This is a genomic window from Mucilaginibacter metallidurans, assembly GCF_003286435.2.
GTDB classification, from domain to species: domain Bacteria; phylum Bacteroidota; class Bacteroidia; order Sphingobacteriales; family Sphingobacteriaceae; genus Mucilaginibacter; species Mucilaginibacter gossypii.
In genome coordinates this window covers 2,254,285-2,272,536 of sequence record NZ_CP043449.1, presented here as the reverse complement: position 1 = coordinate 2,272,536, position 18,252 = coordinate 2,254,285, and the positions used below count along the sequence as shown (strand labels likewise).

Below are 18,252 nucleotides of genomic sequence, written 5' to 3'. Positions count from 1 at the left end.
ACCTGTTAAATCTATAGAGAATGTAGAGGGTTTGTCTTGCGGTTATAAATCACTTTAGATTTCTTTGAAAAACAGATATTTCGTATATTTGAAGTACAACGATTTATGGCCAAATACAGTTTTGTACAAATCGTTGAATGATCTTTCAGTAATTTATAACTCATTATAATTTAAGGACTTACAAGCAAGGTTCGATTCCCGCTCTGAGTGCTTGAAAATCAAGCGATTAGATGAAAGACACTAATCGCTTTTTTGTTGTCAAAAAATCTTGGTCGAACATTGTCGAACATTTGCAGGATGTTATACTTAGTTGCTTAATTAGCATAGTGCAATAATATTAAAACGTTTCAACTGCACTCTCACGAAAAATTCTGGTGCCATGAGAGACTTCGCTTTTATATCAAATTCCCCGCGTTTAATTTAAATCGGGCAGCCTATATTTTGCCCGGTAAGCATTGGGCGAGCAATTGTATACCCGCTTAAACTCCCTAAAAAAGTAGGTTTTGTTGTTAAAACCGGTACGGTAAAATATTTCAGATACCGTCAAATCTGAAGTGGTAAGCAGTACCGCGCTTTTTTGCAACCGCACGTGTCTGATCAGCTCTGTAGGACTCATGTTCGAGAGGGTTTTTATTTTCCGGTACAGTTGGATCTTGCTCAGGTTAAGCGCGTTTTCCAGGAACGCGCCATCTAATTCTTCTAACAAATTATCTTCTATAATACCTACCACCTTCTCTATAAAAAACTTATCACTATCGCTGATGTCATTAACGCCAAGCTGATTGGCTTGCTTAGTATTGTTGAAGAATTGGTGCAGCTTTTCACGATATTCCAGCAGTTTCTGAACCCTTACCAGTAAATGCTCGGTTTGGAAGGGTTTGGGTATATACGCATCCGCTCCTAACCCGTAACCCTCGGTTTGTTGCTGAAGCGTACCCCTTGCCGATAGGATGACAAATGGAATATGGCATGATTCGGGCGTGCTTTTAATTACGCTGCAAAGCTGCAAGCCGTCAAAATCAGGCATCATGATATCGCTGATGATCAGATCTGGTGTGATGCGTTTGATCACTTCCAAAGCTTCTTTGCCTGTAGCTGCCTCATAAACTATATATTGCTCCTGCAAAATATCTTTTAGTAAATAGCGGATGCGCTGTTCATCCTCAACCACGAGGATCATTTTCTTCTCTTCCTGCTCAAAACTATTAATAAGCGCTTTTTTATTGTTCTCGGCTACAGTAACCTGTAAGCCCTCCACCCTACCCGCGGCTATCGATTGGAAAATGTATGATGGTTTTTCTACCTTATCGCCTTGTTCTGTCACCTGCTCGTTCTTGTCTGGAATAAAACTTAATGGCAAGTATACCTTAAACGCTATCCATCCATTATTGCATTGGGCGTTTACTTCACCGTTAAGTAAAGTAACCAACTGGCGCGTAAAGGCAAGCCCTACTCCCGAACTGATCTTGCTCTGCTGGCTCCCATCGGCCACAAAAAACCTATCAAACAGCCGGTGCATCTCTTCGTCAGTTAAAGTGCAAGCCGAATTGGCAACTACAATTTCCAACCGATTTGTTTCTGCAAGTTTATTTACCGAAAATATGATCGATTGCCCATTGCCCGTGTGCTTAAAAGCGTTTGACAGCAGGTTAAAAATGATCTTTTCTAATTTATCCTTATCTATCCATAAACTGATCTCCGGTTCAATATAACAGGAAAAATCAAGCTTTTTAGGTTCAGAAAGCGGCTCAAATAATCCGGCAATGTTGCCAAGCAGAGTAGATATATTCAGATATGAGAAATGATTTTTCAAAAAGCCGGATTCGGCCTTGCGGAATTCTAACAACTGTAAAACTAAATAATGCAGCCGGGATGCTTCCTGTTTTACTACGGATAAAAAGTAATTATCCTGCTTAGTATCGTCCTGATTACCTTTGTATAAATACCTTTCGAGCGAACCCAAAATGAGTGTTAAAGGTGTTTGCAGTTCATGAGCTATATTGGTGAAAAAGTTAAGCTGTTCCTGGTGCAGTTTCTCATCTTTTTCATGCAGCATATGTTCCATCTTAAGTTCCTGCATCATCATGAATTTGTTTTTGCGGTACCTGAAATAGAGGTAGCCTGAACACGCAAGCACAGCGGTATACAATAAATAAGCCCAGCCCGTAAGCCAGAAATACTGTTTTACGGTAATGCTAAAAGCCGGGATTCCATTAGTCCAGATGCCCTCTCCGTTTGTCCATTTGATGAGCAGCTTATAGTTTCCGGCAGATACGTTATTGTAGATGATCTTTTCGCTGTTGCCCATGTAATGCCACTCTTTATCGCCGCCCTCAAGGAAATAGGCATACTGGCATTTTTGCGGATGCAGATAAGTTATAGGCTGAATATTCAATTCAAAATAGTTATCCTGCGGGGCCAGTTCGTAATGCTGGTTTACTGCCGAACCGTTTTTGGTAAGCACATTCAGGCCGCGCTCGGTAGTGAACTTACCGGCAAACTGCAGATCAGAAAGCAGCAAATGGGGCTGCTCATTATTGATGATGATGTTTTGGGGCAGAAAATAATTAAACCCGTAAATCCCGCCAAAAAACAACATTCCGGCAGCGTCCTTCCAAACGGCGTTATCGCTAAACTCATCACTCTGTAAGCCGTCCGACTCTTTAAATTGAACTATTTTAAGGTTTTTCGGGTTGATCCTGGCCAGGCCTTTGTTGGTGCTGATCCAGATATTGCCGGCATTATCTTCATTAATGGCATGCACCGTATTATTCGGCAATCCGTCATCAACAAACAACTTGCTAAACACAGGTTTCGCCTCATTGGCCGCAAGCTGTTCATCAATCCAGTTCAGGCCGAAACTTGTACCCACCCATAACTTCTGATGCCCATCCATATAAAGCGAAAGCACATCATTATTGGATAAACTGTTATTGTAAGAGAAGGCCTTGATAGTTTTAAACCTGCGCAGCTTTTTATCAAACATACTTAACCCACCATAACGGCAACCAATCCAAATACGATCATCTTTCCCATCGGCCAGACTGTAAATCACGTAACTGCCCGGCCCGGCGTTTGTGCCGTCATAAATGTATTTTTCAAGATAGCTCAATGAAATTTTTCCGGCATTGTTTATATCCAGCTTAAGGTGAACCAAACCGCCCTCATTCAACCCTAACCATGCCGAGCCGTCCAGGTCATGCAGCACACAATGTACCGAACCGAACGATGGATACTTGCTGCTGCCACCAATCTCTTCCCACTTAATAAATCGCTTTAAATGTTGATCATAAAGCGTAATACCCGGCGCGTCTGAACCGATGTAAACCATACCGGTTTTATCTTTGGTGATAGAATACACGCAGTTATCCAACAGGTCCACATTGGTATGGAAGGATTTGATGGTGGAGAATGAAACATCACTTTTGCCAAAGTTTTTGATAGTAACGATGCCGTTTCCCTTAGTGCCAACCCATAATTCATTATTAACCGAGCAAAAAGCGCGTACCGGGATATGGAACGATTGCCCGTTGCTTTGTTTTTGGATAATGCCGAAGTAATTTTCTTTAGGCGTTACTTTCAGCGTGCCGTTGCCATCGGTACCTATCCACAGTAAATTAGTACCAGCCTCCTGCAATGAGGTTGTCCGGATGTTTTGCAGTACAGGTATTTCAGATGATAAAAAAGTGGATGGTTTAAAATTCTCGTCGTATTCGCCAATACCTTTCGATGCCCAGGCAAACACATAATGACCACGGTAAAAGCTCATTGACCGTACTTCGTGAGGCAACTGCAATATTTTTTGAGTTGAAAGATCAGCCTCAACGCTGAACAACTCAGCGCTTTTGGTTGAGTAGAAAATCTTTCCATTTACAAAAAATACATTATCGATATTTTTAACGGAGGGGAAAGAATGCTGCTTTTCAAACCTGTTACCTGTTTTGCTAAATACCTCGAGGATACCATCATCCTTTAATAACCACAGATTATTCTCTGCATCAAAAAAGATCTTGGTCAATAAAAAATTATGCAAACCCTTGATATCAACCTTACTGAATTTATCTGTTTGCTGGTTGTAAAGGTCAATTTCATCACCATTGCGGCGGGCGGTATAAACCAGTCCGTTATTATCAACCGCGATAGTGTAGCCGTTGGAGACTACTTTTTTACGGTTATAAAAATAGTTGCTGAAATCGCCGGTGCTTTTATTGAATTTGGATACGCCTTCAACTGTGCCTATCCAAATATTGCGGTGCTTATCGCCGGTAACATGGTAAATGATATTACTGGCGATGGAGTTTTTACCGGGTTTGGTACGCTCGTAGTTAAATACGTGGATGTTTTTACCATCGTAAAAGTTAAGGCCATCCCAGGTACCAAACCATATCAGCTGCTCGTTATCCTGGTAAATGGTATTGATGCAACTGTTGGAGAGGCCGCTGCTATTATCAATTTGCTGATAAATATATTGCGCACGGCAAATTCCCGCAGATAGCGCTAAATAACATAATACTACAAAAAAGTAAAGTTTCTTCATGCGCGAACCTCCTTGCAAATCAACCTGACTAAAGGAAAACTAACATTGAAAGCCGTTATCATCCTTAAACGGCCGTTATAACTGGTTTAACAAACTTAAGTATTAGCCCGCTTTTTGGGTAATACTATTTTAACAATATCATACACCAATAGCGTGGAGGGTGTATCGTTTACGTTACCATTTTAACAATGCGGTAGGGCGATCAATAAACGGCAAGCCTGTTGCCGCTATATTTTTCCCTGAACTGTTTTGGTGTACACAATTTTTTCAGTTTAAAGATCCGGTGGAAATTAGTGAGGTTATTGAAGCCGCAGCGATAGGCTATTTCACCAACCGGATAATTGTTCTCGATCAGCAACCGTGATACATGCCCCAATCTGATGCGGGCAAGGCAATCATTAAAGGTTAAGCCGGTGCTTCTTTTCAGCATCCGGCTAAATAGATCATCGGGCAAATTGACAGCCTTAGCGGTTTCTGTAAACGTAAGTTGCTGCTGATAATGTTCGTTGATGAATGAAAGCGCTTTTTCGATCAACACTTCCTCAACTATATCTTTTTCAACAAACTCAGCATCGCACAAACATTTATAAGGCGACAAAGAAAGCTGATGAAGGATTTTCAAAAATCCAACCACCGAATCGAACCCGCTTTTACCGGATAAAGCTACAATTTGGCTGCTAACCTCATTAATAGTTTCCGAAAGAAAAACAATACCCTTCACTGATGCCTGGAACATTATTTTGATAGCATTTAAATGGTCTCTGTTCAGCATTGCTTCGCCCAAAATATCCTCATGAAATTGTATGGTTATCTCGCGGATCTGGTCGCTTTTGCAATGATGATTTAGCCAGCCATGCTTCAGGCCTGGGCCGGTCAGTACCAGCTCAGAATCGCTAACCTCAGCCGAATGATCGCCAATTACACGTTTAGCACCGGCTGCATTGAGGATGAGGTTGAGCTCCATTTCCTTATGACGGTGCACCGGGAAATCGAACCGCTTTTTATTCCTGTCAAAAAGCAGGAAGCAATCAGCCTGTGTAAGCGGTGTTATCTCACGGAATACATCAACGCCTTTCATCGCTTATAATTAATACCCTTGCTTCTTTTGGATGTAAGTTTACCTGACTAAGCGTTACATCTTTACCGGGTAACCTACCAGCAGCTTCTGTTTTATATTCACCCGTTTCCGGCGAAAATGATTGAACGCTAAACTTGTTCAACATTACAGGTAAGTTTACCGGTGCATCTGTAGTCCTATCGGTATTGTTAAGCAGATAAATAAAATACTGATTACCGCAATGCATGCTATAAGCTTCAATTTTCCCTGCTGATACCGCGATTTGTTTAAACCCGCCGTTACCGGCTTTCAACATGGCATCGCTAATGGAGCGTACTCCTTTAAAGTAGTAAGCCATTTTTTCATCATCAAACAATTCCCACCACCAGCTCATGGGCAGCAGAGGTGTTTCGCTGAAAAGGCCATACCATAAACCGCGTTTAAAATCAAAATCAGCTTCTTTAGCATATTTAGGGTCGGCATCTTCCCAACGGTAACCAAATTCGCCAACAACATAGGGCTTGCCATAGCCTTTGATATAAGGCGGATATATTGCCGGAATTTTTTCAGTATGCTTATAGATGTGTTTCTGGTTAAAATCGAAATAAGCTACTGAATTAAGTCCCTGGATATCCCGGTGCGAGATGCTGGTGGTAACCAGATGGTGATATGGATCTATATCTTTTAAATACCTGCTCATATCATCATGCCATTGGGTAATGTATTGATGAGGGATCAGGATGCTATCTTCCTTATTGAAAGCCGCGTTATCCACCTCGTTAAAGAACTCAAATGCCGCAATATTAGTGCTGTATCCCCAGCGGGCAATTATATACCGAAGCTTGTTTTTATATTTCTCCTTAGCTTTTTGTGAACTAAAAAACTCCGTTGATGTTTTTGCAGGGCCGCCGTTGATCACATTATACGGGCTATTTTTCCAGCCACCGTTTTCCATCAGGTGGCCGTGCCAATCTAAAGTGAGCATAAAGTACAAACCCAACGAGTCGGTCATGTTTACCAGCTCGTCCATTCGCTTAATGGCACCGGGGTTAAAGTACTGATCGGTGTTCGAATACCTTTTGGTTGATGATACTTTTTTCCACTCCAGCGGCAGGTTCCAATAACACATCCAGGTACGGAAAAAGTTCGCGCCGTTTTTGGCAAGCGTAGGCAGCAGATGATCATAGGTCCATTTATCATCTTCAAACTTTCGCGATTCCCAGGCTACATTCTCTCCAATCCCCCTAAACAGTTTACCGTTATCGAATCTGAAAGTCCAGGTGGTGTTTTTATGCAGAAACCCTGGTTTCGCGGATGCTTCTACGTTGAAATGTTCCTCAGCCGACTTTACTTCGCCTGCCTTACTCTTCAGGACGAAATGATAGCTGTATTCGCCATTTTCCTGCGCCGCGAAGCGCGCTTTCCATATTGATTTTTCACTTTCGCCTTCTTCAAAGTAACAAGGCAAAATAACCGGCTTACCCGAAGGGCTGATCATTTCCAGATCCAGGCTGATATCCTGCTGATCATAAGGAGTGGTAAATGCCGTGGACAGGTTAATATCCCATTCCGCTTTTTTGTATTGAATTACCCGCTTGTTCAGCAAATGGTAATCTATTTGCCGGGCTTGCGCCGTTATCGCAAACAGCACTAATAACAGGGTGTATATGTTTTTCCGTAAACTCATTTAATAATTTTTATTTCCAGCCCGGCATTTTATCAAGCGTGATCACATTCGGGGCGGTGTGAAGGTTTTTAATATCCGTATCGCTGTTATTGCTAAATTCCAGTTCGCTCCACCCCATAAAAAATGTCCATTTAGGTTGAGCAGTTAGCTGGGCCGCTGTGGGGAGTTTCTGGCATTCGCCTATAGCTATCGGCTTGCCGGCGGCAACTGTTACCATCGCGTTGTATTTAGCCTGTGTGTATCCGCTGCCATCATAAACATCAAGCGCTGCCACATCATAATAATCGGCTCCGGGGTTGTAGGCATTCACATCATCGTTCAAACTGCCAAAATCCTGTACATCCCAAACCCAGATCAGGTTGGTGAGGCCTTTGGTTTTTACCATATAATCGTGCAGCATCTGGTACAGTTTGCGGGTGCCGGTTGGGCCGGGCCTTCCTGCCCACCAAAAGCTTCCCTGGTTCATCTCGTGCATGGGGCGCCACAATACTTCCACATTTTTATCTTTAAGCTGTTGCAGATAAAAGCAAACTTCATCAACCAAAGCCTTCCATTTATTATTCATGGGCGAGCCATCGGTGGTAAGTTCTGTCCACTGGTCGTTGCTGAGTTTGCTGAGCACGCCGTTAGCATCAAAGCCGCAGGGCTCGGCAAGGGCCGGGTTACAGGAGTGCCACATGATATTAACAAGTGCGCCCTTGTTCCACTGATTAATGGCTTCATTGATCATGGTTTGCCTGTCGTTAATATTATCCTGCTGAAACAGGAAATCGCCGCTCCATAAGCCGGGGTACTTGCCTGTTACGCTGTAAACCTTCTCTGTCCATACGGCGGGGGTAGCGTTAGGTTCGCGGTTATGGATGCCGGCTATGGTTTTACTGCCCGATATCTTATAGAGGTAGTTTAGCGATTTAAATGGTGTTGTGGGTACGGTAACAACCGGCGTATCAACCGGCGGTTTGTTTCCGCCGTCGCCGCCTCCGGGCGCCGCGTCGGTCTTTTTTCCTCCGCAGGCAAAGAAAACGGCAGTTGCCGCCGTGATCAGTATTAAGGGTATTTGCATTTTTTTCATATAGGTCAAATTCAACGTATTAATAGCAACAGCCGCTCAACTCCTGCCCATAGACATCAACTTAAGGACAAAAAACTCTTCAAAAGCGCGGGATTGTGCGGTTCCCCTCTTGAGAGGGGTGGAGGGGTGTGTCATTCTACGCGCGACTTATCGCTTATATAACACACCCCTGCTCCCGCGCTTTCCCTTCGCGCCCCATCTCGAGAGGGGAATTTGAAGTACTTCGTTTTATTTTATTGCTTCTTCACATCAACCCAAAAAACCCTTGGGTGCTTCACAAACTTGTCGTAATCAGAGTAGATGTTATTCCAGTCGTCAACACCATTCAGGGTAAATTTGAAGGCGTTATCGGTAATGGTTTTGTTCAAGCCATTGCCCAAACTGGTTGTACCAGCGCTTTCAAAAGTTCCGGTTGAGGTGCTGCCATCGGCAAAGGTGAAGGTGATGGTATTGTTTGAATAGTTATGCAGCCAGGTACCCTCCCCCTTCGGAATTTTACGGTAAAAGCTATTTACATCCGTTACAGGGTTTTGGATGTATTGAAAATTGGCGTACTTACCGTCGGCACCAGCATTGTTCACTATTTTGCCGTAGGTATTACCATCGGCAGTTACACCGGTGTAGGTGAATGTAAGCGAGTTATCCAGCTCAACCGATGGGCCTTCGGTGGCCGGCCAATCCCATGGTTTATCATCCAGTTTTAAAACCGCGCCACCGCCGTACTCCGGACCGGTACCCCCGTAAACTACAAGGGCGTTAATTTTAAAGGTGCCTAACAACGCTTCCGAAAAGGGTTGCAGGACCACTTTCCAATCTTTTTTCTCACCTGTTTCGGATGTTACGGTATAGGTAGCTTCATTGCCGCTGCCCGAAAAATCAACCTCTGCACCAGATGCCGGTTGCAGGTTTGATTTGTACGATGCTATTACCGTTGGTTTTACTTTGCTGAAATCATTGGTAGGTTGTACCAGTACGCGCACCGTTACAGTTGAGGCATCACGGTCAATCACCGCCGGGCCGATCTGCACCAGCCCTGCCCCTACACTGAATGATTCTATTGCCCGCTCGTGGCTCTTGATGCCATCCATCGGGTCTTTCTGGCAGGATGTTGTTAAAAACGCCGCCAGTAAAATGATATATGATAGTTTTTTCATTTTCAATTATTGTTTGATCACTTACCTAAATTGGGGTTCTTGTTTATCTCGGCCTGCGGAATAGGGAAATAGTACGGATCGCCGGTTATGGTTTTGCCATAGGTATCCTTCAGCACTGATTCCATTTTATGACTGCGGCGAAGATCGAACAAACGGTTGCCTTCAAAACACAGTTCCCATTTACGCTCCTGGATCACGGCATCCCTAAACTGCGCTACCGAAAGGCTTGGCGGCAAATTGCCCAGACCTGCCCGGCTGCGGATGCGGTTCACAGCAGTATAACCTTCGGCTGTTGGCCCGCTTGCTTCAGCATAGATCAGCAACACATCCGAGAAACGGAGAATTGGTGTATTGGCACTGGTTTGCTGCCCGGTTTGCCAGCCCGAATCATTGAATTTATTGCTGAACGGACGGTAATAAGCATCGGTAATACTCAGGTTTTGGGTTGGGCCTTTGTTACCGCCTGCATCGCCCACATCATTTATGGTTGAAATGATCAATTGCGTTTTGCGTTTGTCGCTGGCATCAAAACTATCGTAAAGACCGCTCTCGGTAAGGAATTCGTTAAAGCCGCCGGGCACGTAGGTTCCGTTAGGTAAACGGAAGTTAAGATTCGGCATAAAAAATAAAGGGAGTTTTGAATATTGACCTTCATCGGCACCGCTCCTGTCAACCGAGGCATCAAATAAATGCTCTGGGCCTAATTTTTTGTTTACATCGTAAATAGCAACGAGGTCGGGATCAAGATTGTATACCGATTGTCCGCTTACCACTTTACCGGCCCATGTTTTGGCATTGGCATACATATCATCGGCATTGCTCACAAAATCATACCCCGGCGAATTACTTGCTTTGGCCGATGCCAACGTGAGGTACACTTTAGCCAGTAAGCCTTCTGCACCAACCTGATTTACGCGGCCGAGGCGTACAGTTTGATCCATCATACCGGCGGCCTTTGTTAAATCGGCAATGATCAGGTCATAAATATCCTTCATGCTTGATTTAGGTAGATTGGTTTGGCTGATATCATCAACCGGATCAGTATGCAGTGGCACACCGCCAAATAAGCGTACCAGGTTAAAATAGTGCAGCGCGCGTAGCGTGTAAGCCTCGCCAACAATCTCGTTGCGGGCAGCATCCGTCATACCGGTAATGGCCGGTACGTATTTGATAACCAGGTTGGCCCTGTTTATCCCCACATAAGGAAACTGGTAAGCCGATGCCAATGTGCCATTGGTTGCAGTAACGCTTAATTGATCAAGCAGCATCTCGTCGGCGCTTTTACCGCTGGCCGCGGCTACGTCTTCGGTTGGCAGCTCGGTTAGTACAATGAAGTTACGCGAATAGTAACCCAGATCGGGCAAAATGGCATAGGCATAAATCAGCGCCGAATTAGCATCCGATTCGGTTTTATAAAAGTTGGTGGTGGATAAAAAACCGTAAGGCTTTTCTTCCAGTTGCTTCTTACAGCCCAACGTAAGCGTTGTTGCCGCTAAAGCCAGTATAGTGTATTTAAATTTGTTCATGTTGATGGTTGTGTTTAATTAAAAACTAACATTGAGGCCTAGCGAATATTGGCGCGGCTTACGATAGCCCCCGCCATACTGCCCGTTCTCGCCAACCTCGGGGTCAAAGCTTGGGCTGAAATTGGTGAACGTATACAGGTTGGTACCCGAAAAATAAACCCGCAGACTGGAGATCCCTTTAATCAGGTTTGGCTTCAGGGTATAACCAAAGTTGAGGTTTTGCAAACGCAGGTAGGTTCCTTTTTGCACATACCAGTTTGAGGCATAGTAAACACGTGTAGCGTTTACACTCGGGTACAGGTTGGTATGGTTATCGGGTGTCCAGGCCTGCAGTTGCGCGCTTGGTGTAAAAGTTTGAAAATTGAAAATATCGTTTCCGCTTACACCATAAAATTGCGCGTATAAATCAAACTGACCATATTTTAACGAGGTATTAAAGCCGTAGTAAAATTTAGGGTTTGGGTTACCGATAATGTATTCGCCCTGCCCTACCTGGATCGGTCCGCCAGCCAGGTATTTGATATCGCCAACTGTTGCTGCTGTGCCATCAACCGGGTTGGTGCCGCCTGCGGTTTGTACTATGCCATCAAACTTATATCCGAGGAATACGTTGGCTGGCTGGCCATTAATGTAATAGTTTAGCGGCGCACGGATGGCTTCGATATCCTGCCCGTTAGCTTCAATCTGGTTGCCGCCGCCAATAGCTATTACTTTGTTCCTGTTAAGCGCGAAGTTACCGCCAATGCTCCACGAAAATTTGTTCCCCTGGAAGATCTGCGCGTTGGCCGAAAGCTCAATACCGCGGTTATCGATAGTACCATCGTTCACCTCGATCACCGAAAAACCTGATGACAAGGCTACCTGGTTTTGGCGAAGCAGATCGGTAGTGTGCTTGTAGTAATAATCGGCAGTTAAGGTAAAGCGTTGGTTAAACAAGCCTAAATCAAAGCCGATGTCAAACTGACGGGTAGTTTCCCATTTCAGGCTTTTATTTTGCAGTCCGTTAAACACTTTGCCGTTCACGTTCGAACCATCGTTATAATACGGTGGGCCATAACCGGTTTGAAAACCGCCATCGGTAAAGTATTTATAACTACCTAACGTAGCCAGCGACTGGTACGGACTGATGCCCTGGTTACCGGTTAAACCATAGCTGGCGCGGATCTTCAACTCCGAGATCTGGCTGATGTTTTTAATAAAAGCCTCCTCGTTAGCCCTCCACGCGATAGCGCCCGACGGGAAAAACGCCCACTTATGGTTTTCGCCAAATACGGATGAACCATCGGCCCTGCCTGTAAACGTAAACAGGTACCTATCCATAAAAGTATAGTTGGCCCTGCCTATAAATGATTGTAAAGCAGTTTTGGTAAGCCCGTTACTGATAAACTGGGTAGTGGCCGCTTTCAGGTTTTCGTTCTCTAAAACATCGTTCACAAAACCATGGCCCTGCAAATCTGATGTACGTACGGTATTGGTTTCCTGCGTGTAACCGGCAACTACGTTAATGTGATGGTCTTTACCCATAACTCTATCATAAGTCAGGTAGTTTTCGTTGATTAGGTGATCGCCGTTGTAGTTGTTGATATCGCCATAACCCTGAAACAGGTAGCCGGTTGATGTAGCGTCCCTTGGCTGGTAATTATCATTCACCGCGTTGCCGTGGGTATAGCTTAATTGTGTTTTTACGTTGAGGCCTTTGATGATCTCCCAGTTGATATAAGCCGTAGCCAACAGATCGATAGTTTTACTTTTATTAAGCACCTCATTGGCAATTTGCAGCGGGTTGCCGAAATCATTACTACCTATGTGGAAGTAAGTACCATCCGGGTTAAACGCCGGGAATACGATACTCCTATCCACAGATAAACCTTGCCCGTAATTTTGAGTTGAGGTAACAATAAGGTTGGTTCCCAGTGTAACTGTAGGTTTCAGTTTTTGCTCGATGTTTACCCGGCCGGTGTATTTTTTATAGCCGTTATTGATGGCCAAACCCTGCTCATTATAGTAATTGCCCGAGATGGAGTACCTTGTTTTATCGGTACCACCATCGGCAGATAAGGTATAGTTTTGCGATACCGGGTTGCGGTATACCAGTTTAGACCAATCGGTATTGTAAGCCCATTTTGGTTTGCCTGGGTCGATGCCCCTTAGTTCGGCTAACGAAGGGTAGTAAGTTCCACCATACACCTGACCGATAAATAACGGAGCAATCCCCGCGTTGATACGGGCCTGGTTATCGATAGTAGCGGCCTGAACCGGATCATGAAAAACATCGAGCTTATTGCCCAAGGTTGATACCGTGTTCAAAGTACTCAGGGTGATATGCGCCTGGCCGGTTTTACCTCTTTTAGTGGTCACCAAAATAACACCATTGGCACCCCTCGAACCATAAATAGCCGCCGATGACGCGTCTTTCAATACATCAATCGATTCGATATCATCCGGGTTGATCTGTTTCAGGTTACCGGCATCGCCCAGTGGCAAACCATCTACCACCACCAACGGATTTGCATCAGCCCTTGAGCCTAAACCACGGATACGAATCGTTGAACCCGAACCCGGCTGCCCCGATGTACTTAACACCTGTAAGCCCGGAATTTTACCTTGCAACAAGGCATCAACCGATGCTGCCGGGGTTTTGATCAGGTCGCTGCCTTTTAATGATCCTACCGAACCGGTAACGTCACGTTTTTTGGCTGTTCCGTAGCCTACTACCACTACCTCATTAAGGTCGCGGCGGGCATTCAGCATGTTTACGTTAATTTTTGTTTGTCCGGCCTCAACCTTAACCTCTTTGGTTTGCATCCCCAGAAATTTAAAAACAAGGGTATTGCCGGTTCCTGTAAGGCTGATCTTGAAGCTACCTTTCGAGTCGGTAGCAGTTTGCGCGGTACCATCTTTAACAGCTACCGAAACGCCGGGTAAGGTAAAACCCTCCTGGTCGGTAACTATGCCTGTAACTTCCCTTTGTTGTGCCATGGCGGTAAACGCGCCAAGCAAAACCATAAGGATACAGGCAAACTTTGCGTAAAAAATTTTCCTCATAAAATTTAAATTGGTTTATGAGGGCAATGTTAGTTAAGTGCGTTTTTTAAGCGATACAGTATTGTTTCAATGTAGTACACTAAAGGTGTAAATACACAAAAACAACCATTGCGGATAGATAAATGCCGGGATATTAGAAGGAATAGGATAACGCGACTGGAAAGAACTTTTAGATTACGGCGATAAAATATGGATAATTAGATTGGATGAAATATGTTTCGAGTATAGTCCAAACTACATCAACAATACTTTCAAGGCATCAATTACCCGGCCGTCATCCAACAATTGCTTAGCTTTTAAATGCAGGTGTAAGGCGCGGGTGTCATCAATGGTGGTATCAACCAATTCTTTCATTTCGTCGGTTTGGCTAAAATCGGCTACCTCCTCATCGGATGGCAACGTTTCAACAAGGCCCAATAAGCCCAGATTATTCCCGGTTAGTATTTTAGAATTTTTAATCTCCGGGGGGAACGCATCAATACCGATACCTATGCCGACACCGCCCGTTGGTTTAGCGATTTTAAACAAATTATCGCTGGTTACCCTACAATACCAATCGCCGTCTAAACGAGCTTCCAAGTTTATTTTATGTGGGTCTATTTTACGGTTGGCATCCAAAATAGCTTCATCAACATGAATCCGCCGCACCTCAGCAATAACCAAGTTACCTGCACCTCCGTTTCGAAGTTTTACCGTTCATCGCTTAACATCATTCTTTCCGTTTAACTAACAATTTCATTAAAACAGTTGCTCAACACGCTTAGAAATTGTATATTTATACTAATAAACTAAATAGCATAATAAGGTCAATTAGTGGCCATTGGTGAGCACACGGTGAGTAGTGTCAAAAGCCAAAATATTGATATTGAAAGTGAGTCTGTTATGTGATTTTCCACGTTCCCTCCGGAAATTTCATCATCCTATTAATTTGATATTCAGGATTGATTTTAGTAAATTTGAATATAGCATTTGCAGCTAATAAAAAAAATAAATGTGGTGAGTAATTCGGTGAGTACGTAATAGCAAACCGTTCAAGATATCTAATAAACGGAGGAAATTAAGGTAAATACAAATCCCTAACTCTTCAGTTCCATTAGTATCTCCCACGGACTATAGTCTACCTGTCAGCTTTTGATCCCTTTGTCCTCCTCGGTACCCGAAGCCCGGCAGATCGGTACCCAGCCGTCTGGAGGCAACGTGTACATAAAGCTGATCACAATATTCGAGCTATTTATCAGCAATCACCAAACAATGCTTTGCGCCCGCATTACATGATCAGCCGCCTGTAATAACTTATTCATTAATTTAGGATCCAGATCAGGGTGTGCTTTGATGTAGACCTTCACCATGCCTGCCACTTCAGCACATTGATAACTTCCGAGCGTAGCATTGATGAACGACTGCGGAAAGAAAATATCGCCTGTCGCCTGGACCTCTTCCAACAGGTTCAGGCTTTCCGGCACATATTTTACTGCGGTCGATTGCCTTAAGGGATGATGAAGGTAACCCAACGCAGATAATACCCATGATTCCTTTGCCCGGTTCTTGCGTTCTTTTAAACTACCAAAAAAGGCATCACGGACCTTAACATCCGGGGATAAGGCAGGCATCAGAAATTCGAGTCTTTTTTTGCGGTCTGCATTCTTTATGCGTCCTTCCTGCTGTTTCAATACCAGTGTAAGGGTATCACTTCTCAGGGCAATGCCAAGAGCCATACCGGTATAGTCCTCTTCCGTCAGCTTCACGCCATCCGGCGGAAGCTGATCCCTCCAAATCTCATAGATCCGTTTCCCAGCGGATTGGCTTTGATAAATATTTTGATAAGCACTGAACAGGACCTTTTTGTTATTAGCGGCCTGCTGCTGCATCGCCGTCCACAACAGTTGCTCCAGGGGCTCTGCACACGCGTTGCGGCTAACTGGCGTATTGAATTCCCAGTACAAGGTGGCGACATAGCTTGTTAACATCCGCAGATTTGTTTCCTCTCTCTCCAGGCAAAGGCCTTTCTCAAAAAGTTCCAATAGACCAGTCGGCGTATAACCCGTTCCATTGAGCATGTTCTCATAAGCATTGATGTAAATAGCCGCACGCTGTACCGGGCTTTTCAAACCGAAGAGGTGATCCGGCCGGAGATCTTTATTAACCGGGAACAAACCGTATCCCAAGCCATTGGAGTTGTAAATAATATAGCTGGGCTTCGCTTTTCCAACCATGTTCTTAAGATGAATGACCTGTTCATTTAGGTCAACGGAAACCACTTCCTGGTGGTCCGGGTAAACCAAAGTAAGCTCAAATACCTGCGGCCAAATCCTGCTCGTTCCTTTCTCTGCGTGTTGAGAAACAGAAAAGCTGCTAATCTTATTACCTGCATACCGCAGATCCGCGTCAACAACCGGCCTGCCCGTTTCATTGACCCAGACATTGTTCCAGGCATCGAGATCAGCCCTGGTATGATGCCCCAGACAGGCAACCATTTCAGGCCAGTTGGCGTTCCCGTAGGCGTATTTTTTCAGATACTCCCTTACCCCTGCCTGAAAATTAGCCGCCCCCATCAATTGTTCTAACTGGCGCATCATGATGGGCGCTTTATGGTAGATGATATTGCCATACATAGAGCCCGCATCTTGAAGGTTATCCAGCTGCTGACGGATCGGGTTCGCTCCCGCTGTACGGTCTACCGCGTAGGCAGCCGGATAATGCTCCTGCACAAATTTAAGATTAAAGGACTCCTCGCCCATCAGTTTTTCCGTAACCTTGTCTGCCATAAAATTGGCAAATACCTCTTTCATCCAGACATCATTGAACCAGCGCATGGTGACCAAATCGCCGAACCACATATGAGCGGTTTCATGGGAAATCAGGTTAACCCGGGAAATAAGCTGTTCCTTCGTTGCTGCATCGTCCAAAAAAAGACTTGACGCCTTATACTGCACTTCCCCCGGATGCTCCATGCCGCCAAACTGGAAATCGGGGACGGCAACAAACCCGGTCTTTTGAAACGGATATGTAATCCCCGTCCAGTTTTCCAGGAAGTTTATTGCCCGGCTATGCAAATCAAAAACGCTGTCCAGGCTCAGTCTGATTTTCTTTTCATCCGTTTCCCGGTAGAGCAATTCCATATCCCGGCCATCTATACTTTTCTTAACCGACTCATATTGACCGGCCGTGAACGAAAACAGATAAGTCGGCAACTGATCGCTGGGCATAAAATGATAAATTTTATAATGTCCCTCCGCGAAGGAATCTTTCAATATCCCATTGGCAAGCACCTTCCACCCTGCCGGCACACGAATACTTAATTGGAATATCGCTTTGAGGTCGGGCTGATCAAAACAGGGAAAAACGCTGCGGGCATGATCCGGAACAAAAAGTGCATACAGGTAGTCATCGTTACGGTTGAGCGAAGCATTCCCCGCTATAAAACCAATTTTGATTTCATTAGGCCCTTTTTTTAATGCCTGTGCCTCAATTAAGATATGTTCATGTTCCTGGTTAACCACTGCCGGGTGCCCATTGACCTCCATTTTTGTAACCCGGCCTACCGGCTGCTTAAAGTCGAGCTGCAATGGCTTGGCATTATCGGAAAGGTTGAATCTAATACTAACACTCCCGTCAACCGGGTCGTTCTTTAATTCAGGAACCTTAAATTCTACCTTATATTTGATATCGTGTACAGCCGCCTTACGGTACTTTGCCAGAGACAGCGATACGCCCGGCTGAACGGGTAATATTGTCTCCTGTGCTGAAACGAAGAAGTGCGGTAAGAGGATCGCGGCTGCGGTTAAAAATATTTTCATAGCTGGGTAGCTAATATACACTGTATAAGACTTTCGTACCGCTTAAATTCACACACAAATAATTCGTTAGGGAATGCAGTAAAAATCCTTTGAAAAAGATTGTATCGAAAAGTCCGGGCCGGAGGTAACGGTATAAACAATGCTTAAGCAAAAGTACAATGAACTTGAATTGAATGGAGATCCACTTAGGATTTACGAGCCTAGTGGCGTATAAAAATTCGGAATATCGTTATGAAAACTGCTTTAAAATATGGAGCCAGCGAGTTACCGGTCAATTTAAAAAATTTATGGGTGCTCTCAAATGAGGTACGAAAACTGGTTCGGTAATACAGTAAAGATATCCTACTATCCTATGTAGGGCTGATCTTAGCTTATAC

At 44.4% G+C, this 18,252-nt stretch carries 9 protein-coding genes; all 9 read right to left on the bottom strand.

Annotated features, from left to right (window positions below; all coding sequences use genetic code 11):
* Nucleotides 1–415: 415 nt before the first annotated feature.
* A complete protein-coding gene (locus DIU38_RS09840; protein ID WP_112652388.1) occupies nucleotides 416–4,537 on the bottom strand; it encodes a hybrid sensor histidine kinase/response regulator transcription factor in 4,122 nt (1,373 codons plus the stop codon).
* 202 nt (nucleotides 4,538–4,739) lie between these two features.
* The gene (locus DIU38_RS09835; protein ID WP_112652389.1) at nucleotides 4,740–5,615 is read right to left on the bottom strand and encodes an AraC family transcriptional regulator; all 876 of its coding nucleotides are present in this window, start codon (nucleotides 5,613–5,615) and stop codon (nucleotides 4,740–4,742) included.
* The gene (locus tag DIU38_RS09830; RefSeq protein WP_112652390.1) at nucleotides 5,602–7,281 is read right to left on the bottom strand and encodes a DUF5060 domain-containing protein; all 1,680 of its coding nucleotides are present in this window, start codon (nucleotides 7,279–7,281) and stop codon (nucleotides 5,602–5,604) included. The genes DIU38_RS09835 and DIU38_RS09830 overlap by 14 nt, the downstream gene beginning before the upstream one ends.
* 10 nt (nucleotides 7,282–7,291) lie before the next feature.
* Entirely contained in the window at nucleotides 7,292–8,353 is a 1,062-nt protein-coding gene (locus DIU38_RS09825) for a glycoside hydrolase family 26 protein (RefSeq protein ID WP_112652391.1), read from the bottom strand.
* Between the two features lie 233 nt (nucleotides 8,354–8,586).
* Nucleotides 8,587–9,507 carry a hypothetical protein gene (locus tag DIU38_RS09820; RefSeq protein ID WP_112652392.1) on the bottom strand — a complete coding sequence of 307 codons (921 nt, stop codon included), beginning with the start codon at nucleotides 9,505–9,507 and terminating at the stop codon, nucleotides 8,587–8,589.
* A 17-nt stretch (nucleotides 9,508–9,524) separates the two neighbouring features.
* Nucleotides 9,525–11,033 carry a RagB/SusD family nutrient uptake outer membrane protein gene (locus tag DIU38_RS09815; protein WP_112652393.1) on the bottom strand — a complete coding sequence of 503 codons (1,509 nt, stop codon included), beginning with the start codon at nucleotides 11,031–11,033 and terminating at the stop codon, nucleotides 9,525–9,527.
* 18 nt (nucleotides 11,034–11,051) lie between these two features.
* On the bottom strand, nucleotides 11,052–14,078 hold the full coding sequence (locus DIU38_RS09810) for a SusC/RagA family TonB-linked outer membrane protein (RefSeq protein WP_112652394.1): 3,027 nt from the start codon (nucleotides 14,076–14,078) through the stop codon (nucleotides 11,052–11,054).
* A gap of 234 nt (nucleotides 14,079–14,312) precedes the next feature.
* Entirely contained in the window at nucleotides 14,313–14,726 is a 414-nt protein-coding gene (locus DIU38_RS09805) for a hypothetical protein (protein ID WP_243770878.1), read from the bottom strand.
* 593 nt (nucleotides 14,727–15,319) lie between these two features.
* On the bottom strand, nucleotides 15,320–17,875 hold the full coding sequence (locus DIU38_RS09800) for a M1 family aminopeptidase (RefSeq protein ID WP_112652395.1): 2,556 nt from the start codon (nucleotides 17,873–17,875) through the stop codon (nucleotides 15,320–15,322).
* Nucleotides 17,876–18,252: the final 377 nt, after the last annotated feature.

Bases quoted from the DNA above. Each gene is read 5' to 3' on its own strand.
- DIU38_RS09820 (WP_112652392.1), bottom strand. From the start codon at position 9,507: ATGAAAAAACTATCATATATCATTTTACTGGCGGCGTTTTTAACAACA.
- DIU38_RS09810 (WP_112652394.1), bottom strand. From the start codon at position 14,078: ATGAGGAAAATTTTTTACGCAAAGTTTGCCTGTATCCTTATGGTTTTG.
- DIU38_RS09840 (WP_112652388.1), bottom strand. From the start codon at position 4,537: ATGAAGAAACTTTACTTTTTTGTAGTATTATGTTATTTAGCGCTATCT.
- DIU38_RS09830 (WP_112652390.1), bottom strand. From the start codon at position 7,281: ATGAGTTTACGGAAAAACATATACACCCTGTTATTAGTGCTGTTTGCG.
- DIU38_RS09815 (WP_112652393.1), bottom strand. From the start codon at position 11,033: ATGAACAAATTTAAATACACTATACTGGCTTTAGCGGCAACAACGCTT.
- DIU38_RS09835 (WP_112652389.1), bottom strand. From the start codon at position 5,615: ATGAAAGGCGTTGATGTATTCCGTGAGATAACACCGCTTACACAGGCT.
- DIU38_RS09825 (WP_112652391.1), bottom strand. From the start codon at position 8,353: ATGAAAAAAATGCAAATACCCTTAATACTGATCACGGCGGCAACTGCC.
- DIU38_RS09800 (WP_112652395.1), bottom strand. From the start codon at position 17,875: ATGAAAATATTTTTAACCGCAGCCGCGATCCTCTTACCGCACTTCTTC.